The sequence below is a fragment of the Mycobacterium novum genome, assembly GCF_010726505.1.
Classification (GTDB): Bacteria; Actinomycetota; Actinomycetes; order Mycobacteriales; family Mycobacteriaceae; genus Mycobacterium; species Mycobacterium algericum.
Genome location: NZ_AP022562.1, coordinates 4,002,817 through 4,024,805, shown reverse-complemented (window position 1 = coordinate 4,024,805; position 21,989 = coordinate 4,002,817). Strand labels below are relative to the sequence as shown.

15 protein-coding genes and 1 pseudogene are annotated in these 21,989 nt (G+C 69.9%); 5 read left to right on the top strand and 11 right to left on the bottom strand.

What is annotated here, in order from left to right; all coding sequences use genetic code 11:
• Nucleotides 1–67 precede the first annotated feature (67 nt).
• The 4 genes from G6N19_RS18985 to ripA all read right to left on the bottom strand — a co-directional run bounded on the left by G6N19_RS18985 (nucleotide 68) and on the right by ripA (nucleotide 4,474).
• Entirely contained in the window at nucleotides 68–979 is a 912-nt protein-coding gene (locus tag G6N19_RS18985; protein ID WP_193466448.1) for a DUF58 domain-containing protein, read from the bottom strand.
• Between the two features lie 59 nt (nucleotides 980–1,038).
• Nucleotides 1,039–2,148: a chaperone MoxR1 gene (gene moxR1 / locus G6N19_RS18980; RefSeq protein ID WP_013829167.1), complete on the bottom strand. Its 1,110-nt coding sequence runs from the start codon at nucleotides 2,146–2,148 to the stop codon at nucleotides 1,039–1,041.
• 191 nt (nucleotides 2,149–2,339) lie between these two features.
• Nucleotides 2,340–3,041, bottom strand: a complete 702-nt coding sequence (gene ripB / locus G6N19_RS18975; protein ID WP_041318017.1) for an NlpC/P60 family peptidoglycan endopeptidase RipB — start codon at nucleotides 3,039–3,041, stop codon at nucleotides 2,340–2,342.
• An 11-nt stretch (nucleotides 3,042–3,052) separates the two neighbouring features.
• A complete protein-coding gene (gene ripA, locus G6N19_RS18970) occupies nucleotides 3,053–4,474 on the bottom strand; it encodes an NlpC/P60 family peptidoglycan endopeptidase RipA (protein ID WP_193465437.1) in 1,422 nt (473 codons plus the stop codon).
• A 171-nt stretch (nucleotides 4,475–4,645) separates the two neighbouring features.
• On the opposite strand from ripA, the pseudogene G6N19_RS18965 reads away from it, so the two are divergent.
• Nucleotides 4,646–6,020 (top strand): annotated as a pseudogene (locus G6N19_RS18965) (ISL3 family transposase).
• Nucleotides 6,021–6,190: 170 nt separating this feature from the next.
• Here the strand turns inward: G6N19_RS18965 and G6N19_RS18960 are convergent.
• On the bottom strand, nucleotides 6,191–6,742 hold the full coding sequence (locus tag G6N19_RS18960) for an Rv1476 family membrane protein (protein ID WP_193465436.1): 552 nt from the start codon (nucleotides 6,740–6,742) through the stop codon (nucleotides 6,191–6,193).
• A 132-nt stretch (nucleotides 6,743–6,874) separates the two neighbouring features.
• Between G6N19_RS18960 and G6N19_RS18955 the strand changes: the two genes are divergently transcribed.
• Nucleotides 6,875–9,697: an aconitate hydratase gene (locus tag G6N19_RS18955; RefSeq protein ID WP_193465435.1), complete on the top strand. Its 2,823-nt coding sequence runs from the start codon at nucleotides 6,875–6,877 to the stop codon at nucleotides 9,695–9,697.
• A gap of 23 nt (nucleotides 9,698–9,720) precedes the next feature.
• Nucleotides 9,721–10,284, top strand: coding sequence for a TetR/AcrR family transcriptional regulator (locus tag G6N19_RS18950; RefSeq protein WP_013829172.1), 564 nt, complete (start codon nucleotides 9,721–9,723; stop codon nucleotides 10,282–10,284).
• A 7-nt stretch (nucleotides 10,285–10,291) separates the two neighbouring features.
• Here G6N19_RS18950 and G6N19_RS18945 read toward each other — a convergent pair whose 3' ends face one another.
• From G6N19_RS18945 to trxA, 4 genes are all read right to left on the bottom strand, one after another.
• Nucleotides 10,292–10,489 (bottom strand): helix-turn-helix domain-containing protein, encoded by a 198-nt coding sequence (locus G6N19_RS18945; RefSeq protein WP_013829173.1) that lies wholly within the window; start codon nucleotides 10,487–10,489, stop codon nucleotides 10,292–10,294.
• Between the two features lie 84 nt (nucleotides 10,490–10,573).
• A complete protein-coding gene (locus G6N19_RS18940) occupies nucleotides 10,574–12,208 on the bottom strand; it encodes an ABC-F family ATP-binding cassette domain-containing protein (RefSeq protein ID WP_193465434.1) in 1,635 nt (544 codons plus the stop codon).
• A 41-nt stretch (nucleotides 12,209–12,249) separates the two neighbouring features.
• Nucleotides 12,250–13,080, bottom strand: a complete 831-nt coding sequence (locus G6N19_RS18935) for an enoyl-CoA hydratase (RefSeq protein ID WP_193465433.1) — start codon at nucleotides 13,078–13,080, stop codon at nucleotides 12,250–12,252.
• Between the two features lie 26 nt (nucleotides 13,081–13,106).
• A complete protein-coding gene (trxA, locus tag G6N19_RS18930; RefSeq protein ID WP_193465432.1) occupies nucleotides 13,107–13,472 on the bottom strand; it encodes a thioredoxin in 366 nt (121 codons plus the stop codon).
• A gap of 175 nt (nucleotides 13,473–13,647) precedes the next feature.
• Between trxA and G6N19_RS18925 the strand changes: the two genes are divergently transcribed.
• Both G6N19_RS18925 and G6N19_RS18920 read left to right on the top strand, forming a co-directional pair.
• Nucleotides 13,648–14,304 carry a DUF5666 domain-containing protein gene (locus tag G6N19_RS18925; RefSeq protein WP_193465431.1) on the top strand — a complete coding sequence of 219 codons (657 nt, stop codon included), beginning with the start codon at nucleotides 13,648–13,650 and terminating at the stop codon, nucleotides 14,302–14,304.
• Between the two features lie 167 nt (nucleotides 14,305–14,471).
• Nucleotides 14,472–19,259: a cation-translocating P-type ATPase gene (locus tag G6N19_RS18920; RefSeq protein ID WP_193465430.1), complete on the top strand. Its 4,788-nt coding sequence runs from the start codon at nucleotides 14,472–14,474 to the stop codon at nucleotides 19,257–19,259.
• A 45-nt stretch (nucleotides 19,260–19,304) separates the two neighbouring features.
• Here G6N19_RS18920 and G6N19_RS18915 read toward each other — a convergent pair whose 3' ends face one another.
• Both G6N19_RS18915 and G6N19_RS18910 read right to left on the bottom strand, forming a co-directional pair.
• Nucleotides 19,305–21,038: an amidohydrolase gene (locus G6N19_RS18915; protein ID WP_408632450.1), complete on the bottom strand. Its 1,734-nt coding sequence runs from the start codon at nucleotides 21,036–21,038 to the stop codon at nucleotides 19,305–19,307.
• 121 nt (nucleotides 21,039–21,159) lie between these two features.
• Complete coding sequence (locus G6N19_RS18910) at nucleotides 21,160–21,981, bottom strand: MBL fold metallo-hydrolase (protein WP_013829180.1); 822 nt, start codon at nucleotides 21,979–21,981, stop codon at nucleotides 21,160–21,162.
• Nucleotides 21,982–21,989: the final 8 nt, after the last annotated feature.

Sequence of the window (21,989 nt, the reverse complement as noted above, 5' to 3'; positions counted from 1 at the left end):
CGCGAAAGCCCCCATTCAGTGGCTGCAATCGGGGTTTTCACGTCTGCTCGCCGAGTGGAGGTGAGCGTCACGGCATCCCCGCCAGCGCGCCGCGCCGGCGGGACTCGACGAATCGGACGATGTCGGCGATCCAGTCGCGGTCGGTGCGCAGTGACAACAACGGCGCACCACAGCTGCGCAACGCGTGCGCGACGTCGGCGCGGTGGGCGGCGGCGGCCCGCGCGAAGTCGTCGCGCAGCTTGGCGTCGATGGTGAACTCCCGGGTGACGCCCGATTCGGTGTCCTGCAGCACCACGTCGCCGACGTCGGGCAGTTCGACGTCGCGCGGGTCGAGCACCTCGATACCGAGCACCTCGTGGCGGGCGGCGATCGCACGCAGTGGCCGCATCCAGTTGATCGGGCCCAAAAAGTCGCTGATGATGACCGCCATGCCGCGCCGGCGTTCCGGCCGGCGCAGCGCGTCGATCGCCGCGGCCAGATCGCCGCGTACCCCGGCCGGGGCGCGCGGGATGGTGGCGATGGTGCGCAACAGCGTCTGCTCGTGGTTGCGCCCGGAGCGCGCCGGCACCCGCAGCACCTGGTCGCCGTTGGCCACCAGGGCCCCCAGCCGGTTACCGCCGCCGCTGTTGAGGTAGACGATGGCCGCGGCCGCGGCCACCGCCAGGTCGCGCTTCTCGCAGGTGGCGGTGCCGAAATCCATGCTGGCCGACATATCGACGACCAGCCAGGTCTCCAGCTCCCGGTCGGCGATCATCTGCCGGACGTGCGGATGGGTGGTTCGGGCGGTGACCGACCAGTCCATCCGGCGCACGTCGTCACCCGGCTGGTAGGGCCGCGATTCGCCCGGCTCGGAGCCCGGGCCGGGGATCAACCCGAGGTGATCGCCGTGCAGCACGCCGTCAAGCTTGCGTTTGACGGTCAGCTCGAGTGTTCGCAGCGCGGCCGCCAACTTGGGATCGCGGATCCCCCCGCGCAGCATCGACGGCGGTGCGGTGCTGGTTCCCGGGTCTGGTGCTTGCTGCCCGGTGTCCGCGTCGCTCACCGACCGCTGGCCACAGCCGCCGCGGTCGGGGCACCCGGCGACGCCGAATGCGGCTGCTGCGGAACGGCGTTCACCTGCGGCAGTGGCACCGTCTGCAGCACCCGGTTGATGACGATCTCCGAGGTGATCTCGTCGGCGAGCGCATCGTATGACAGCACCAGCCGGTGGCGCAGCACGTCGGGGATGACCTCGATGACGTCCTGCGGGATCACGTAGTCGCGGCCGCGCACCAGGGCCAGCGCCCGCGAGGCGGCGATGATGCCCAGCGAGGCGCGCGGTGACGCACCGAAAGACAGCCAGTTCTTCACATCCGGCATGCCGAACTGCTCGGGCACCCGCGTCGCGGTGATCACCCGCACCACGTAGTCGACCAGTGCGTGGTGCACGAAGTTGTTGGCCGCCAGGCCCTGCAACCGCAGCAGGTCACCGGTGCCCAGGATCTGCTTGGGTTCCGGTGGGGTGACGCCCATCCGGTAGATGATCTCGCGCTCCTCTTCCGGCGAGGGGTAGCCGACGTTGATCTTGAACAGGAAGCGGTCGCGCTGTGCCTCCGGCAGCGGGTAGACGCCCTCGTGCTCGATCGGGTTCTGGGTGGCCATCACCAGGAACGGGTTGGGTAGGGCGAAGGTCTTGCCGCCGATGGACACCTTGCGCTCCTGCATGACCTCCAGCAGTGCCGACTGCACCTTGGCCGGCGCCCGGTTGATCTCGTCGGCCAGCAGGAAGTTGACCATCACCGGGCCGAGTTCGGTGTCGAACTCCTCGCGGCCCTGCCGGTAGATGCGGGTCCCGATGATGTCGGTCGGGACCAGGTCCGGGGTGAACTGGATGCGGGCGAACGACCCGCCGACCACCTTGGCGAAGGTCTCCACGGCCAACGTCTTGGCCACCCCGGGCACGCCCTCGAGCAGCACGTGGCCCCTGGCCAGCAGTCCGACCAGGATGCGCTCGACGAGCTGATCCTGCCCGACGATGACGCGCTTGACCTCGAAGATGGCCCGCTCCAGCGCGTGTACGTCGGCGGCCAGGCCTGAGCCGGCGCTGGACGCACCCTCCGGGCCGGGGAAACCGCTGGCGCCCGCGGGCGTCCCATCCGATGACGTCATCGAGAAATCCTCCACAAAGGTCGGTCAGACACAACTGCTTGCACGGCACGGGAGCCGAGGGGCAGCGTCGTGCCCGCGTTTCACTATTCCAGGGATCACAGCATCCGTCGACGTACGGTCCCACATACTCGCTCACCCACTCCTCCCCCGGCCGCGGGCGGCCGGCATCGTCGTCGGGCGGCCGGGCGCTGTCAGTACTCGATGATCCGGGTCAGATACGGCGTCATCCCGGCGGTCCGCACCGGGCTGACGACGACCTTGCCGGCACTGCCGGAGGCCTCCAGCATCTTCCCGCCGCCCAGGAAGATGGCGACGTGCTGACCACCACCGGGACCCCAGAACATCAGGTCGCCGCGGCGGGCCTGACTGGGTGAAATGTGCCGGCCGGCGTTGTACTGGTCGCCGGAGAACCGTGGGATCAGCACCCCGACACCGGCGAAGGCGTAGCGCATCAATCCCGAGCAGTCGAAGCCGACCGTTCCCGCCCCGGAGTCGATCCCCTTACTGGGACCGGTCAGCGAGCCGCCGCCCCAGGAGTACGGCACCCCGCGCTGCGAGCCGGCGCGGCGGATGACGTACTCGATGGCCTGCTGGCCCCGCACCCGACGGCCGGGCGCGACGTTGCTGACGGCCTCGTCACCGACGTTGAAGCCGAGGCCGGACAGGAACTTTTTGCCCAGATCCATCGTGGTCTGGGTGGCCTGGGCGGTGGCCTGTAACGACGCGTTGGCGATCGCCAGCGGGTCACCCGGCGCTCCGGCGCTGATCGTCGCCGGCAGGGTCGGGTCCCACCCGGGTTCGGCCTCGGCCGGCCCGGCCAGACTCAACATCACCGGGATCGCCATGAGCAGCGCCCCGGTGATGTGGGCTAGACGTGTTGCAATCTGTCGCATTCGCTCCGCCGTCAGTATTCGATGTATCGGACTACAAAAGGCGTCATGCCGCTCTTACGCACCGGCGACACCTTCACGGGCTGCCCCACGTCGGGGGCCTCCAACATCAGGCCGTTGCCGAGATAGAGCGTCACGTGCTGGCTGCCACCCGGCCCGTAGAAGATGACGTCGCCGCGGCGCGCCATCGCCGTCGGGATCTGGCGGCCCATCTTGTACTGCGAGCCCGAGTAGTGCGGCAGCTTGATGCCCACCCCGGCGAACGCGTACAGGATCAGCCCGGAACAGTCGAATCCCACGGTGCCCGAACCGGATCCGATACCACGGCTCGGCCCCGCGGCGTTGCCACCGCCCCACGAGTAGGGCACACCACGCTGCGACATCCCGCGCCGGATCACATATTCCGAGGCCTGCCTGCCGTAGACCCGCGGGATGCGGCCGTTGTTGATGCCGGAGTCATCGGGCTTGGCCAGCCCGATCGACTGCAGGAACTGGCGGCCGAGGTTCGAGGTCACCTGCGCCGACGTCTGGGAGATCCCGAGCACCTGGTTGATGACGGCAATCGGGTCGCCGGGGACGTTGGCGCTGGGAATCATCGGCAGCGTCGGGTCCCAGGGGCCGTCCCATTGGTCGGTCCGCTTGGCCGGCGCGGGGCCTGCGTCGCCGGGATTGCCCCACCGGTCAGCGGACGGGGCGGAGGCTGCCGGGGGCGTCTGCTGGCCGCGGGCGGCGGCGAGCTTGGCCTGGGCCTCGTTGCGCTGCGCGGCCAACCGGTCGATCTCGGCCTGCTGTTCGCCGAACTTGCGCTGGGTGTCGGTGAGCGTGGCCACCGCGTCGTCCTGGCTGGTCTGCGCGTTGGCGACCGCCTGGTCGGCCTTCTGCTTGGCCAGCCGGGCGGCCGACTCCTTGTTCAGTTGCTCGGTGCGGGCCCGCTTGAGGCTGTCCAGCGCCTGCTGGGAACTGAGCACCAGCGTCTGGCCGGCGGCGGCGGTGGCCATCAGCTCCGACGGGTCGCGCGCGGTCAGGTAACTCTCCGACGGGCCGTTGACGTAGGTCGACGCGGCGAAGGTGTTGAACCGCTGCTGGGCGGCGACGATCGCGGCGTCGGCATCGGCGATCGCCTGCCGGCCGGCCTCCACCTCTTGTTGGGCTGCGGTCGCGTCCTCGCGTGCGGTCTGCAGGTCCACCAGCGCCTTGTTGACGCTTTCCTTCTGTTGGGCGATCTGGGCGCCGAGGTCCTGCAGTTGCTGGTTGGCCTCGGCGACGTCGGCGATCAGCCTGGCGATTCCGTCAGGGTCGCGGGCGGGTTCGGCCGCCGCCAGCCCGGGGGTGCCCAGCAGCATCGCGGTCATCAGCACCGATGCCGCGGCCGGCCGGGTGAGCTTGACGACCCGCTCGAGGACAGTGCCATCGGAGCCACAGCGGATGCGTCTCATTCGGCTTGGATCTCCTCGGACTCTCAGCAGGCGGCGCCGCGCTTCGACCGGTGGCAAAGCACTGTTACAACAGCTGCGCCTTTTGAACCATACGGGCTCTTCCGACTTGATGGGGGTCCTGGGGTGACCGATTCGGATCGTGTCGGTGACTGATTGAGGGCTCGCGCCCTTGTGAACTGGGTGTTCTTCACGCATCCAACACAAGAAGGGCGCGAGCCTTGTCCAACGATAGTTCCTTGCTGCTCGGTCTCGATGGCATCGTCGTCGATGCGGTCCGCGTCGGTCACGATGGTGTCCGGGTGCTCGAGGTCCGCACCGCCCCGGACTGGGTCGGCCGGTGCACGACGTGCCAGACCCGGTCCACTGCCGGCCACCGCGGTTGGGTGATCACCCGACCGCGTGATGTCAAGATGGGGCCAGGACGACCGCTGATGGTGTGGCGGAAGCGGAAATGGCTGTGCACCAACGACTCATGTGAGAAGAAGACGTTCACCGAGGCGACACCAGCGGTCCCACCGCGTGCCCGGATCACGCTACGGGCGAAGACCGAGATGGCCCACGCGGTCCTCGACGATGACCGGTCGGTGGTCGCGGTCGCTGACGCCTACGGCTGCACCTGGAACACCTGCCACGCCGCGGTGGCCACGACCGCCGATGCGGCCCTTGACGGTGAGCCCGAGCCGATCACCGTGCTCGGCATGGATGAGACCCGCCGCGGCAAGGCCCACTACGAGACCGACCCCGACACCGGCGCGCGGATCTGGGTCGACCGCTTCGACACCGGACTGGTCGACATCGCCGGCGCCGGGGGCCTGCTGGTGCAGATCAACGGCCGCTCGGCCAAACCCGTAGCCAACTGGCTCGCTGAGCGTGACCCAGCCTGGCGGGCCGCCATCGACTACGTGGCGATCGACATGTCGAACACCTACGCCAAAGCCGCCCGCGACGCTCTGCCCCACGCCCAGCTGATCGTCGACAAGTTTCACCTGGTCAAACGAGCCAACCAGACCGTTGAGGCGGTGCGCGGCGCACCACTTGGGACAACCGGGGACGACGGGGCCGCAAAGCCGACGGCGAGTGGCTCAACCGGCGCCGGTTGCTGCGTGCTGCTGAACGTCTCACCGATGACCAGCACGCTCGCCTGGTCGCCGCCCTGGCCGCTGCTGATCCCGCCGGCAACATCCTGGCCGCCTGGATCGCCAAAGAGCTGCTGCGCGACGTGCTGGCCTGCGCTACGACCGGCGGCGCTCGCGCCGACGTCAACGCCGCCCTGTGGCAGTTCTACGACTTCTGCGCCGCCACCGCTGTCCCGGAGATTCACGACCTGGCAAAGACCATCGAAACCTGGCAGGCACCAATGATTCTCGCGATCACCACCGGCCTGACAAATGCCCGCAGTGAAGGCTACAACCGGATCGTCAAGCACGTCGGCCGGACCGCCTTCGGCTTCCGTAACCCCACCAACCAACGCCGCCGAGTACGGTGGGCCTGCACCCGCCAATCACGGCGAGCGCCACTCAGAGCCAGGCGGCTACGCCCCTGCTAACTCGGAAGAGCCACCATACGTCACATCAGTCACTGGAGAAACGTTCGTAACAAACTACGTTATTGTAATTAAGCCGGTTGTGACCAATTGGTGACCTGGTTATTCGCCAGACCGCGAACGAGCGCGATCATCAATCACCAGCAAGCACGGATTTCAGCAGGTCAAATCCGCTATTCGGTGACCTCGAGGCTGTTGAGGACGCGTTTGCTGCGCCGCTGCAGAAAACGGGTGCCGACGGCCGCCGCCGCCACCCCGATGAGCAATGCCACCGTCAGGCCCGTCCACGGCAGATCGGGGCTGTTCAATTCATTGACGAAATTCTGCGCGGAGGTCACCGGATCGCCGGTTTTGGCGTGGTCCTCGGCGGCCTCCAATTTGGACCGGTGAAACTGGCCGCTGTAGCTGCCGACATAAGTGGTACTGAGCACCAGCACGGTGGCGTCCGGGTAGTCGTAGCCCACCACCGTGGCGACGTCGCGCAGCGCGGTGTCCATCCCGGGGTTGCGGGCGACCTCGACGATCTTGAGGTCGATGCCGTCGCGCGCCGCGTCGGCGATCACGTTGCGCAGCGCCGGCACGTCGGCGGCCGGCGCACTCACCCCGTCGACGGCCACGGCGACCTTGACCAGCGCCATGCATTCGTCCGGCGGGGTGGCCGGGTCGAGGCCGACGGTGATGCAGAGCTCGCCGGGGATGTAGGCCGGCGGATGCGGGGTGGTCACGAGCGATGACGGTATCAACCCCGGCCAGGTGAGGTGAACCTTACTTTATACAGGACAATCGTACTGTTAGAGTTAGCGCGCCCGTCGGCGCGGACCCGTCGACGGAAGAGAACTCGATCTCGGGGAGTTGAAGTGACCAGCAAAGATTCGCTGAATTCGTTCGGAGCCCGCGACACCCTCAAGGTGGGTGACGACGAATATCAGATCTACCGCCTCGACGCGGTTCCCGGCACCGAGAAACTCCCCTACAGCCTCAAGGTGCTGGCCGAGAACCTGCTCCGCACCGAGGACGGCGCCAACATCACCAAAGACCACATCAACGCGATCGCGAACTGGGACCCGGCCGCCGAGCCCAGCGTCGAGATCCAGTTCACCCCCGCCCGGGTGGTCATGCAGGACTTCACCGGCGTGCCCTGCATCGTCGACCTGGCCACCATGCGCGAAGCCGTCGCCGCCCTGGGTGGTGACCCCGAGAAGGTCAACCCGCTGGCGCCGGCCGAGCTGGTGATCGACCACTCGGTGATCCTGGACGTCTTCGGTCGCGCCGATGCCTTCGAGCGCAACGTGGAACTGGAGTACCAGCGCAACGGCGAGCGCTACCAGTTCCTGCGCTGGGGCCAGGGCGCCTTCGACGACTTCAAGGTGGTGCCGCCGGGCACCGGCATCGTCCACCAGGTCAACATCGAGTACCTGGCCCGCACCGTCATGGTGCGCGACGGGATTGCGTATCCGGACACCTGTGTGGGCACCGACAGTCACACCACGATGGTCAACGGCCTGGGTGTGCTGGGCTGGGGCGTCGGCGGCATCGAGGCGGAGGCCGCCATGCTGGGCCAGCCGGTGTCGATGCTGATCCCCCGGGTGGTCGGCTTCAAGCTGACCGGTGAGATCAAGCCGGGTGTGACGGCCACCGACGTGGTGCTGACCGTCACCGACATGCTGCGCCGGCACGGTGTGGTGGGCAAGTTCGTCGAGTTCTACGGCAAGGGTGTGGCCGAGGTGCCGCTGGCCAACCGCGCCACCCTGGGCAACATGAGCCCCGAATTCGGCTCCACCGCAGCGATTTTCCCGATCGATGACGAGACGATCAACTACCTGCGGCTGACCGGGCGCAGCGAGCAGCAACTGGCCCTGGTGGAGGCCTACGCCAAGACGCAGGGCATGTGGCACGATCCGGCCCGGGAGCCGGCGTACTCGGAGTACATCGAGCTGGACCTGGGCACCGTCGTCCCCTCCATCGCCGGACCGAAGCGCCCGCAGGACCGCATCGAGCTCTCCGACGCGAAAACCGCTTTCCGCAAGGACATTCACAACTATGTAGGTGAGGACAGCGACGCCCCGCACAGTCAGCTCGACGAGGCGGTGGCCGAATCATTCCCGGCGTCGGACCCCGCGGTGCTGTCGTTCGCCGACGACGACGCGGCGGTGCCCTCGGCAGCGCAGGACTGCGACGGCCGGCCCAGCAAGCCGGTCAAGGTGTCCTCGGCCGAGCGCGGCGACTTCGTTCTCGACCACGGCGCCGTCGTCGTCGCCGGCATCACCTCCTGCACCAACACCTCCAACCCCGAGGTGATGCTGGGTGCGGCGCTGCTGGCCCGCAAGGCCGTCGAGAAGGGCCTGACCTCCAAGCCGTGGGTCAAGACCAACATGGCGCCGGGCTCGCAGGTGGTGACCGACTACTACAACAAGGCCGGCCTGTGGCCGTACCTGGAGAAGCTCGGCTTCTACCTGGGCGGCTACGGCTGCACCACCTGCATCGGCAACACCGGGCCGCTGCCCGAGGAGATCTCGAAAGCCATCAACGACAACGACTTGTCGGTGACGGCGGTGCTGTCGGGTAACCGCAACTTCGAGGGCCGCATCCAGCCGGACGTGAAGATGAACTACCTGGCTTCGCCGCCGCTGGTCATCGCCTACGCCATCGCCGGCACCATGGACTTCGACTTCGAGACCCAGCCGCTGGGGCGCGACTCCGAGGGCAACGACGTCTTCTTGAAGGACATCTGGCCCTCGACCGCCGAGATCCAGGAGACCATCGCCTCCTCGATCGACCGGGACATGTTCACCAAGTCCTACGCCGATGTGTTCTCCGGTGACGAGCGCTGGCGCTCACTGCCCACCCCGGAGGGCAACACCTTCGCCTGGGATGAGAAGTCGACGTATGTGCGCAAGGCGCCGTACTTCGACGGCATGCCCGCCGAGCCGGCGCCGGTGGCCGACATCACCGGGGCGCGGGTGCTTGCGCTGCTGGGCGATTCGGTCACCACCGACCACATCAGCCCGGCCGGTGCGATCAAGAAGGGCACTCCGGCCGCCCAGTACCTGGAGGCCAACGGCGTCAGCCCGCGCGACTACAACTCACTGGGTTCGCGTCGCGGCAACCACGAGGTGATGATCCGCGGCACGTTCGCCAACATCCGGCTGCGCAACCAACTCCTCGACGATGTCTCCGGCGGCTACACCCGCGACTTCACCCAGTCGGATGAAAACGGGGAGAGCCCGCAGGCCTTCATCTTCGACGCCGCGCAGAACTATGCGGCGCAGAACATTCCGCTGGTGGTGCTGGGCGGCAAGGAGTACGGGTCGGGCTCGTCGCGCGACTGGGCCGCCAAGGGCACCGCGCTGTTGGGCGTGCGTGCGGTCATCACCGAGTCGTTCGAGCGCATCCACCGGTCCAACCTGATCGGCATGGGCGTGATCCCACTGCAGTTCCCCGCTGGTGAGTCCGCGGCGTCGCTGAAGCTGGATGGCACCGAGGTCTTCGACATCACCGGCATCGAGGAGCTCAACACCGGCAAGACGCCGAAGACGGTTCAGGTCACCGCCACCAAGGCTGATGGGTCTCGTACTGTGTTTGATGCGGTGGTGCGCATCGACACCCCCGGCGAGGCCGACTATTACCGCAACGGCGGCATCCTGCAGTACGTGCTGCGCAACATGTTGAAGTCGAAGTAACCCGCGTAGGCGGCGAGCAGCTGATGCCCAGGGTCAGCGAGGATCATCTGGCGGCCCGGCGCCGCCAGATCCTCGATGGCGCGCGGCGGTGCTTCGCCGCCTACGGCTACGACGGGGCCACAGTGCGCCGGCTGGAGCAGACGGTCGGGCTGTCACGGGGGGCGATCTTCCATCACTTCCGCGACAAGGACACGCTGTTCTTCGAGCTGGCCCAAGAGGATGCTGAGCGGATGGCCGACGTCGCCTCACGGGAGGGCCTGATCGGCGTGATGCGGGACATGCTGGCCGCCCCCGAGCAGTACGACTGGCTGGCCACCCGGCTGGAGATCGCGCGCAAACTGCGCCATGACCCGGAGTTCAGCCGCGGCTGGGCGGAGCGGTCAGCCGAATTGTCCGCTGCCACAACGGATCGGCTGAATCGGCAGAAGCAGGCCGGCCGGCTGCGCGACGACGTCCCCAGCGACGTGCTGCACACGTATCTGGACCTGGTGCTCGACGGCCTGGTGGCACGGCTGGCCTCCGGCGAGGACCCGCAGCGGTTGTCTGCGGTCCTGGACCTGGTGGAGGCTTCGGTGCGGCAGCGCTGATGCGCCGCTACCGCGACCGGGTGCGGTGATTGGGTCCGCCGCGGCTGCGCATCGCGACACCGGACTCCCGCAGCATGCTGTGCACGGAGCCGTACGATCGTCCGGTGGACGCCGCCAGGGTGCGGATGCTGGCCCCGCCCTCGTAGGCGTTGCGTAACTCGACCAGCTGTCGGTCCCGCAGCTTGTCCGGCTTCGTCGTCGCCACGTCCCCTCACCATCCCCTCGCTGAGTCAACGGCTTCAGCGTAAGAAGGCGTCGACGATACCGGGCAGCTTTGGCGGGATTGCCGTCAGGCCAGCTCGATCAGATCACGGTAGTCGGCCGACCAGTGGTCCTCGGTGCCGTCGGGCAACAACACCACCCGCTGCGGGTCGAGCGCCTCGGCCGCCCCCGGATCGTGGGTGACCAGCACGACCGCCCCGGTGTAGCTGCGCAGCGCGTCCAGCACCTGTTCCCGCGAGGCCGGGTCGAGGTTGTTGGTCGGTTCGTCGAGCAGCAGCACATTGGCGGTGGAGGCCACCAGCCCGGCCAGCGCCAGCCGGGTCTTCTCACCGCCGGACAGCGTCCCGGCGGGCTGATCCAGCTGCGCGCCGGTGAACATGAACGCACCCAGCAGCCCGCGCAGATCCTGCTCGCCGGTGTCGGGTGCGGCGTGCCTGATGTTCTCCCACACGCTGGCGGCGTTGTCGATGGTGTCGTGTTCCTGCGCGAAATAGCCGATCTTGCAGCCGTGCCCGGGCTCGAGGCGGCCCGCATCGAGGCTTTCCACGCCGGCCAGCACCCGCAGCAGCGTGGTCTTCCCGGCGCCGTTGAGGCCCAGCACGACCACCCGCGATCCCCGGTCGATGGCCAGGTCCACGCCGGAGAACACCTCCAGCGAGCCGTACATCTTGGTCAGCCCGCTGGCCATCAGCGGGGTCTTTCCGCACGCGGCCGGCGTCGGGAACTTGATCCGCGCCACCTTGTCGGCGACGCGTTCCTCGTCCAGCGCCGCCAGCATCCGGTCGGCTCGACGCAACATGTTCTGCGCTGCAACGGCTTTGGTGGCCTTGGCACCCAGCTTGGCCGCCTGGGTGCGCAGCGCGGCGACCTTGCGTTCGGCGTTGACGCGCTCGCGGCGGCGCCGCTGCTCATCGGTGGCCCGGGCATCGAGGTACTTCTGCCAGCCCATGTTGTAGACGTCGGCCTCGCCGCGCACCGCGTCGAGGAACCACACCCGGTTGACCACGTCGGCCAGCAGATCCACGTCGTGACTGATCAGCACCAGTCCCCCGCTGTGGCCCTTCAGGAAGTCACGCAACCAGCCGATCGAATCGGCGTCGAGGTGGTTGGTCGGTTCGTCGAGCAGCAACGTGGTGTGATCCGAACCGCCCGCTCCGCCGTCACCGGCGGCGAACAGGATGCGGGCCAACTCCACTCGGCGGCGCTGGCCACCCGACAGGGTGCGCAGCGGCTGCGTCAGCACCCGCTCCGGCAGGCCCAGGCTGGTGCAGATCCGGCCCGCGTCACTCTCGGCGGCGTAGCCGCCCAGCGCAGCGAACCGCTCCTCGAGTTGACCGTAACGGCGGATGGCGCGGTCGCGTTCGGCCTCGTCGACGACCTCGGCCATCAACACCTGCTGCTTCTCCAGGTCGGACAGGATGGTGTCGAGACCGCGCGCCGAGAGCACCCGGTCCCGGGCCAGCACGTCGAGATTGCCCTCACGCGGATCCTGCGGCAGGTAACCGACCTCCCCGGTTCGGGTGATGGTGCCCGCGTAGGGCTCGCCCTCACCGGCGAGGATGCGCAGCGTGGTCGTCTTGCCGGCGCCGTTGCGGCCGACCAGCCCGATCCGGTCGCCGGGCTGCACCCGCAACACCGAGTCCACCGAGTCGAGCAGCGTGCGCGCGCCGGCGCGGACCTCCAGGCCCGTTGCGGTGATCACGCGCGTACTCCCGTCGTGGTGCTGGTTATCGTCGGTACCGACTACTTGTCGTCGGTGAAGGCCGGTGGGCGCTTCTCGGCGCGCGCAGCGACGGCTTCCTCGAAGTTGCTGGTCAGCAGGCGCACGTAGAGCTGTCCGAGCCCCTCGGCCTGCATGTGCCCCTCCAGACTACCGGCGTCGAGTCCGCTCCATAGCGTCCGCTTGGTCAGTTCGGTGCCCGGCCGGGAGAAACCGGCGATCCGCTCGGCCATGTCATAGCAGGTGTCCAGCAGCGCCGGCCGCTCCACCACCTGGGAGACCAAGCCGATTCGCTCCGCCTCGGCGGCGTCGACGTCACGGCCGGTGAGCATGATCTCGAAGGCCCGCGACGCCCCGATCGCCCGCGGCAGCAGGTAGCTCAGCCCCAGTTCGCTGGCCGTGAGGCCGTTGTTGATCCCGGCCGCCCGGAAGTAGGCGCCGGTCGCGGCGACCCGGATGTCGGCTGCCAGGGCCAGGCAGAGCCCGCCGCCGATGGCCGCGCCGTTGACCGCCGCGATCACCGGCTGGTGCAGCCGCCGAAACCCCAGGATGATGTCGTCGAGCAGTTCCATCGACCGCAGCCCGAAACTCGGCCGGGTCAGCCCGGCCACGTGCGGTACCGAACCGGCGGACTTGTGGTCGGCGCCCGAGGAGAACCCCCGGCCCGCGCCGGTGAGCACCACCACGCGCACCGAGTTGTCGTAGCCGATCTGCGCCAGCACCTCGCGCAGCGGCACCATGACGTCGAACGCCATCGAGTTCATCCGCTCCGGGCGGTTCAGCGTGATCAGGGCGACCTGCGGGCGCGGCCGGTCGACGAGGACGAATTCCGAGCCGGACTCAGCGGTAGACACGGATGCACGCTATCGCGTGCCGCGCCTCAGACCTGGTCGGGCTTGTCCTGCGCGGCCAGCGCGGCTTCCACATCGAGATCCTTCACCTGCTGGACCAGGTGCTCGAGTGCCGCCGGGGGCAGCGCACCGGCCTGGTTGAACACCAGCGTGCCCTTCTTGAACGCCATCAGGGTGGGGATGGACCGGATCTGGGCGGCCGCGGCCAATTGCTGTTCAGCCTCGGTGTCCACCTTGGCGAACACCACGTCGGGGTGGTTCTCCGAGGCCGACTCGAACGTCGGCGCGAAGGCCTTGCACGGCCCGCACCAGGAGGCCCAGAAATCGACCAGCACGATGTCGTTGTCGGCGATGGTTTCTTCGAATTTGGCTGCGGTCAAGTCTTGAGTTGCCATGATTGGGCCAACGCCCGGGCCTCCCGCGGTGTTCCCGGCCACCGCCGGGAAATGCAGCACCGCTTCACAGCGGGCTCACAGCGCAGAGCTAGCTTCCCGCTAACTCGACCATTGACGGTGGTAACACGTATCCGACGGCACACTGCCGCGGACGTCGACGATCGGAGAAATACTGATGCTCGCCCGCCCCAGCACTTCCGCACCGGCGATCCGCACGCTCACCGGCGCCGCCGCGCTCTTCGCCGCCGCACTGGTCCTCCCGTCCCCGGCACACGCCCAGGGCGATCGCGTCATCGGCCCGGTCACCTCGGTGTCGGGTAACACCTTCGAGGTGGGCCAGCCGGCCGGCACGGCCAAGGTCACCTGGACCGACAGCACCCGAGTCTTCGAGTCGGTGCCCGCGCAGCTCGGCGAGATCACCGCCGGCACCTGCATCAAGGCCGGCGCCGCAACCGACAGCAGCCCCGCCGACAGCGGTGCGATCACCGCGAAGTTCGTGTCGATCAGCACCGCGGTCGACGGCAAGTGCCCGCAGCGGCCCGCCGCGGCGGCCGACGCCCCGGCGCCCCCGAAGCCGCACCGTGGCGTCCGCGGTGCCGTCGAGTCCGTCGCGGGCAACACGCTGACCGTCGCCGGCCCGGAGGGTCCGGTCACGGTCACCGTCAACGACGACACCACCTTCCGGCGGAAGGTGGCGGTCAGCGCGCCGTCGATCAGCACCGGAAAGTGTGCCGCTGCTCGCGGCGACAAGGACGCCGAGGGCGTGCTGCAGGCGACCAAGGTCACCGTGTGGAACAGCAACGGTGGTGACTGCCCGCAGCCGGGAGCGTAACGCTGGAAAAGGGGGCGGGCTGCCCGGAATTTTCCCGGGCAGCCCGCCCCCGAGCGATCCCATCACCGCCTCGGGAGCAGTGCCGAAGCTCAATCACCGGCACTATGGGGAGAACGTCAAGGGCTATTGAAGGCTATTGAAGACGACATCCCCCGAGAGGTGAGGCAATGATGGTCCCGGGTGTAGCCACCGTCGTCGGTGGTATCACCGGTGGCGCGGTGCAGGTGTTGCGAGCCGGTGTGAACACCGCCGCCGAAAGCACCTCCTGGTTACGCGACAGCGCCACCGACACGATGCAGACGATCCTTGGCCCGGTGGTCGAGTCGGTCAGCCAGACCGCCGGGCGGTTGCTGGGCGACTCCGGCAACGGCACCGCGCTGCCGGTGCGCTGGCGCAGCGGGCGCCGCGTGCACCTGGACCTGGAACGGCTGCTGCCGTTCTCGCGCTGGTATGAGCACGCCGACACCGTCGAGCAGCCGGTCCGCAACATTCCCGGCGTGGCCAGCGCCCACATCGAGGGTGCACTGGGCCGGTTGGTGGTCGAGCTGGCGCCGGGCGCCGACAGCGACCGGGTGCTGAGCTCGGTCTGCGACACCGTGACTGAGGTAACCAAGGGGCTGGGCCGCCCAGGTCCGCGATCCGCGGCGCGCACCGCGCCGTTCGCCGATCCGGGAAACCCGCTGGCACTGCTGGTACCGCTGACCGCAGCCGCGATGGACGTGGTGGCCATCGGCGCCGCGGTGACCGGCTGGATGGGCAAACTACCGGTCGCACCGCTGGCAGCCCGCGGCGCCGCCGCCGTCGTCAGCAACCAGCCGCGCATCGTGTCGATGCTGGAATCGCGGCTGGGTCGGGTCGGTACCGATCTCGCGCTGGCCGCCTCCACCGCCGTGACCAATGGGCTCACCCAGGCGGTAGGCACCCCGCTGGTGGATCTGGCCCAGCGCGGCCTGCAGATCTCCGAGGCCGCCGCCCACCGCCGCCGCTGGGAGAGCCGGGAACGGCAGCTGGCGTCGCCGCGACGACCGCAGGCCGCGGTGGTTCCGATCATCTCCTCGGCCGGGGCCGGCTCGCAGACCGCCCGGCACAACTCGGCGGCCACCGCGGCCGGGGAGGCCTCACACGTGGTGGTCGACGGCGCCATCGACTCGGCCATCGACACCGCCAAGGGGTCGATGTCCGGACCGGTGGAGGAGTACGCCGACCAGGCCGCCAACGCCTCGCTGATCGCCGCCGCGGGCGCGCTGCTGGCCGGCGGGGGCGCCAACGAGGCCGCCGGCGCGGTGCTGGCCGGGGTCCCGAAGGGGGCCTACCTCGGCCGGCAGGCGTTCGGCGCGGTGCTCGGGCGTGGCCTGGCCGACGCCGGGCAGCTGGTGTTGGACCCGGGCGCGCTGCGTCGGCTGGACCGGGTGAAGGTGATCGTCATCGACGGCGCGGCGCTGCGCGGGGACGCCCGCGCGGTACTGCACGCCCGCGGCGACCTGCCCGGGTGGGACGAGGACCGCGTCTACGAGGTCGCCGACGCCCTGCTCCATGGCGAGCAGGCCCCCGACCCCGACCCCGACGAGCTGCCGGCCACCGGCGCCCGGCTGCGCTGGGTCCGCGCGCAGCCGTCGGCGGCACCGGTACAGGGGCTGGAGCGCGCCGATCTGGTCGTCGACGGCGAGACCGTCGGCCGGGTCAAGGTCGGCTGGGAGGTCGACCCGTTCGCGGTGCCGCTGCTGCAGACCGCGCACCGCACCGGGGCGCGGGTGGTGCTGCGCCACGTGGCCGGAACCCAGGATCTGACCGGCAGCGTCGCCGCCAGCCATCCCCCCGGCACCCCGCTGTTGAAGCTGGTCCGCGAGCTACGCGCCGACCGCGGGCCGGTGTTGCTGATCAGCGCGCTACACCGTGACTTCGCCTCCACCGACACGCTGGCCGCGCTGGCCATCGCCGACGTCGGGGTGGCGCTCGACGACCCGCAGGCGGCCACCGCGTGGACCGCGGACATCATCACCGGCACCGACCTGGCCGCCGCCGTGCGGATCCTGTCGGCGCTGCCGGTGGCCCGGAACGCCAGCAAATCCGCGGTGCGGCTCGCCCAGGGCGGCAGCACCCTGGCCGGGCTGCTGCTGGTCGCCGGCGACCCGCGCGGCACCCCCGGCCCGCTGGCGCTGCGGCGCTGGCTCAACCCGGTCAACGCCGCCGGGGCGGCCGCCCTGGTCACCGGCTCCCTGTCGGCGCGCAAGGTGCTGCGCCAGCCCGACCCCACCCCGCAGCCGCTCACCGCTTGGCATGCGCTGGACCCCGAGATCGTCTACTCACGGCTGACCGGCTCGGCGCGGCCGCTGGCCGTCGAGATCGGTCCACCGACCTGGCGCCGCACCCTGGAAGACTTCGCCGATCACCCGGTGCTGGCACCGCTGCGCGGCCCGGCCACCCGGGTGGGCAAGCTGCTGGCCGCGACCCGCGAGGAACTCGCCGATCCACTGACCCCGATCCTGGCGGTCGGCGCGGCGGCGTCGGCGATCTTCGGCAGCAACATCGACGCGCTGCTGGTCGCCGGGGTGATGACCGCCAACGCTTTGGTCGGTGGGGCGCAACGGCTACGCGCCGAAGCGGCGGTCGCCGAACTCTTCGCCGAACAGGACACGCTGGCCCGTCGCGTGGTGCTGCCGCCGGTCGCAACGACGCAACGCCGCCTGGATGCGGCCCGCAACGGCCGGCGCACGGTCACGCTGCCCGCGAAGTCACTTCGCCCGGGCGACGTCATCGACCTGGCAGCCCCCGATGTGGTGCCTGCTGATGCGCGGCTGCTGACCGCCGAGGACCTGGAGGTCGACGAGTCGCTGCTCACCGGTGAGTCGCTGCCGGTGGACAAGCAGGTCGACCCGGTCGCCGTCGGCGATCCCGAACGGGCCAGCATGCTGTTCGAGGGCTCCACGATCGTCGCCGGGCACGCCCGGGCGATCGTGGTCGCCACCGGTGCGGGCACCGCTGCGCGCCGGGCGCTGTCGGCGATCGCCGACGTCGACACCGCGGCCGGGGTGCAGGCCCGGCTGCGCGAGCTGACCGCCAAGGTGCTGCCGCTGACGCTGGCCGGCGGCGCCGGCGTGACCGGCTTGGCGCTGCTGCACCGCGCATCGCTGCGCCAAGCGTTCGCCGACGGGGTGGCGATCGCGGTGGCCGCCGTTCCGGAGGGCCTGCCGCTGGTGGCGACCCTGGCCCAGCTGGCCGCTGCGCAACGGCTGTCGAAACACGGGGTGCTGGTGCGCACCCCGCGCGCCGTGGAGGCGCTGGGCCGCATCGACACCGTGTGTTTCGACAAAACCGGCACCCTGACGGAGAACCGCCTCAGGGTGGTGCGTTCCGTACCGCCGACCGCCACCACCGGCGACACCGGCAGCCTGGACACCCGAACGCTGCGGGCCGCGGCCCGGGCGTGCACGCAGCCGCGCGACGGCCAGGGCCACGCCCACGCCACCGATGAAGCCATCCTCACCGCGGCGGCATCGGTGGCCGACTCCGGCGATTCGTGGACGGTGCTGGCCGAGGTGCCGTTCGAATCCAGCCGCGGCTACGCCGCCACCATCGGGCGAACCGATACCGATCCCCCGATGCTGCTGCTCAAGGGCGCCCCGGAGGTCATCTTGCCGCGCTGTGAGTTCGCCGACCCTGACGGCGACTACGAACGCGCCGAGGCGCTGGTGTCGCACCTGGCCGAGCAGGGGTTGCGCGTGCTCGCGGTGGCTCAGCGCCGCTGGGAGCTACCGACCGCCGAGGAGTCCACCGACGCCGACGCCGTCGACGCCGCCGCGCACGATGTGGAGCTGCTCGGCTTCGTCGGGCTGGCCGACACACTGCGGCCTTCGGCGCGGCCGCTGATCGAGGCGCTGGTCGGAGCCAACCACAAGGTGGTGCTGATCACCGGCGACCATCCGGTCACCGCACGGGCGATCGCCCGGCAGCTGGGCCTGCCGCCGGACGCCCCGGAGGTCACCGGGGCCGAGTTGGCGGTGCTCGACGAGGAGGGGTTCACCAACCTGGCCGCCGGCGCGCAGGTCTTCGCCCGGGTCACCCCCGAGCAGAAGGTGCAGATCGTCGCCGCGCTGCAGCGCAGCGGGCAGGTCACCGCGATGGTCGGCGACGGCGCCAACGACGCCGCGGCGATCCGGATGGCCGACGTGGGGGTCGGCGTCAGCGGTCGCGGCTCGTCGGCGGCGCGGGGCGCGGCCGACATCGTGCTCACCGAAGACGATCTGGGGGTGCTGCTCGACGCCCTGGTGGAGGGCCGCGGCATGTGGACCGGGGTGCGCGATGCGGTCGGCGTCCTGGTCGGCGGCAACGTCGGCGAGGTGCTGTTCACGATCATCGGGACCGCGCTGGGGTCCGGGCGAGCTCCAGTGGGCACCCGGCAGCTGCTGCTGGTCAACCTGCTCACCGACATGTTCCCCGCGCTAGCGGTGGCCGTCACCCCGCAGTACCCGCAACTCGACGACACCGATGAGGAACCCGACCGGGCGGAGGAGGAGGCCGAACGCGCCCATCAGCGGGCGATCCTGTCCGCGCCGGCACCGTCGCTGGACACCTCGCTGATGCGTCACATCATCACCCGCGGCGCGATCACCGCCGCCGGCGCGACCGGCGCCTGGGCGATCGGGCGGTGGACGCCGGGCACCGAACGACGCACGGCGACAATGGGTTTGACCGCATTGGTGGGGACGCAGCTGGTGCAGACGCTGCTGACGCGGCGGCACAGCCCACTGGTGGTGGCGACCGCACTGGGCAGCGCAGTGGTGCTGATCGGTATCGTTCAGACCCCGGTCGTCAGCCAGTTCTTCGGGTGCACGCCGCTGGGGCCGGTGGCCTGGGCCGGAGTGGGCGCCGCCACCGGTGCGGCCACCGCCCTTTCGGTGTTGGCGCCCACCGTGGTGGCGAACACCATCGGAGTCGCCGACACTGATCCGCGTTAGCGCGGGTCATCCCGAGCGCCGGCGCCGAAGCGCGCGGCGTGCCCGTCAGCCCAGCACCTTGCCGTAGGTCTGCCGGCCCATCAGATAGGTCGCCTCGACCGCGACGTCACGCAACTCCGCCGGCGGGATACGCCGTGGATTCTGCGACAGCACCACCAGATCGGCGTACTTGCCGGCCTCCAGGCTGCCGATCTCGGTGTCCAGCCGCAGCTGCCAGGCGGCGTTGAGTGTCTGCGCCCGGATCGCGGCGTCGACACCGATGCGCTGCTCGGGGGCCAGCACCCGGCCGCTGCCCTTGGCGATCCGGTTCACCGCGGTGGCGATGTTGCCGACCGGGTCGGGCGGGGTGACGGTGCCGTCGTTGTGAAACGACAGCCGCAGCCCGGCGTCCAGCGCCGAGCGGGCCGACATCCAGTGCGCCCCGTAATCAGGTCCGAACAGCTTGTCCACCAACACATCTCCCCAGAAGTAGATGTGTTCGATGAACATGCTCGGGGTGACACCCAGGCGCGCGGCCCGGGCGAACTGATCGGGCCGCATCGCACCGACGTGTTCGATCCGGGGACGCAGTGCCGGGGGCACTCGCGCCTGCTCGAAGGCGTCCAGCACCACGTCGATGGCGGCGTCGCCCTGCACGTGGCAGGAGACCTGCCAGCGTTGGTCGATGAAGGCCGCCGCCAGCTGCTGGATCTGCTCGGGGGGGTAGTTCATGCCGCCGCGGTGGTCGCGGCCCAGCCCCATGCTCGCCGTCGTCGCGTTGGTCAGGTACGGGAACGTGGTGAAGATGTTGCCCTGCCACGGTGATCCGTCGGCCCAGATCTTCATGCCGATCTTGTCGAACAGCACGTCGGCGCCGGCCCGCTTGCCGCGCATGTTGTCGGAGTCGTCGGCAAGCTCGGGCGTGCCGATCTCGTAGGCGCGGACCCGGATCGCACAGTCGGGTTGCTGGGCGAGCTTGCCGAACACCTCGGACTGCGTACGCGCATCGTAGGAGTGCTCGGTGGCGGTCGCGATGCCCGCGCGGGCCAGCTGGGCGTAAGCCCAGCGCAGGTTGTCGCCGGCGTTGGCCATGATCGCGCCGGAGAACGGCGCGGTCAGCGCCATCAGCGCCGCCGCCTCGCGCACCTCGCCGGTCAGCTGCCCGTCGGGCCCGCGCAGGTACTGGGCGCCGGGCGGATTTGGGGTGGTCTTGGTGATCCCGGCCGCGGCGAACGCGGCGGTGTTGCCGTAGCCGGCGTGGCCGCTGTTGGTGATGATCACCACCGGGTTCTGCGGTGCCAGCCGATCCAGCTCGGTGCGGGTGAACGACTGCAGCCCGGTCTGCAGCAGCGGGTCGACACCGTTGAGCAGGATCGGCTGGCCCTTCGGGGTGTCCGCCACGGCCTCGGTCAGCTTCTGGAACACCCCGCCGGCGGTGGAAACCGTGAACGGACGCACATCGATGGCCGGCGGGGCCAGCGTGGTGCCCATTTCGAACGGGTGGCCATGCGGTTCCACGAACGCCGGCAGCAACGCCCGCCCGCGCAGGTCGACGACGGTGGTCTCCGACCCCCGCAGCCGCAGCACGTCGTCGCGGGAGCCGACTTGGGTGATCCGCCCGCCGGTGACCGCCAGCGCTTCGGCTTCGGGGAAACCCGGAACCGCGGTCACCACCGGGCCACCGATGAAGATGGTGTCGGCCCCGGGGCCCCGCGATCCGCAGCCGGCCAGCCCGCCCACCGCCGTACCGGCCGCGGCAGCCGCCATGCCGACCATGAACCGTCGCCTGCTCGTCGTCACCCTGTCCGCTCTTCCCAGTCGCAGTCGACCGCCGCCAAAGGCCTTACGCGGTTCACGCGACGAGTATGGCAGCGACCGTCACACCGCTGTCGTCCAGCCACCCGGGGCCACGCGGCCCCGCTCACGTGAGCGCGTCGTGATCGCCGCGCACCCAGGCGGCATGCCGGTCGGCGGAGAACCGGATCGCTGCCGCGCCGTCGGCGTCGATGACGTTGTCCAACAGGCCGTATATCCGGTCGAACCGCAGCTCGGCCAGGGTGCCGGCCATCCGCTGCACGACGGCGGCCGACAGCGGAATCCGGTTCGGATAGCTTCGCAGGAAGGCCACGGTGCGCCGGTCCGGGTTCGGAAAGACGGTGTCGCCGACCAGCAGCACGCCACGCCCGTCGGCGCCGTCATCCCAGCAAGCCACCGCGCTGCCGGGAAAGTGGCCCCCCACCTGCACCACCGTCAGCCCGGCCACCGGCTGCAACCGGTCCGACCAGTAGCGGATCACCGGGTCGGGCCGCATCACCCAGTGCGCGTCGGCGGCATTGACGTACACCGGCACCCCACCGAGGCGGTGGCTCCACTGCACCTGCGCGCCGAACATGTGCGGGTGACTCGCGACGATCGCGGCGACCGGGCCGTGCTCGGTCACCGCGGCCACCGCGGCATCGTCGAGGAAACCCGAGGGATCCCACAACACATTGCCGTCCGAGTCGCCGGCGGTGCACACCAGCTTGCCCAGCTGGCCGATGCCCAGCGGTGGCGTGCTGCCGATCCCGATCAGGCCGGGTTCAAGCACGGCGACGGTGGATCGAACCCCCTCGCCGGCCAACTCGTCGAGCGTCGCCCACCGCTGACCGTCGGCCGGCACCCACTGGCGCTCGTCGGCGCAGATCGCGCAGACCTCCGGCGTGGCGTCGTGCTCGACGCCGCATGTCCTGCACAACCAGAACACGCAGCCGG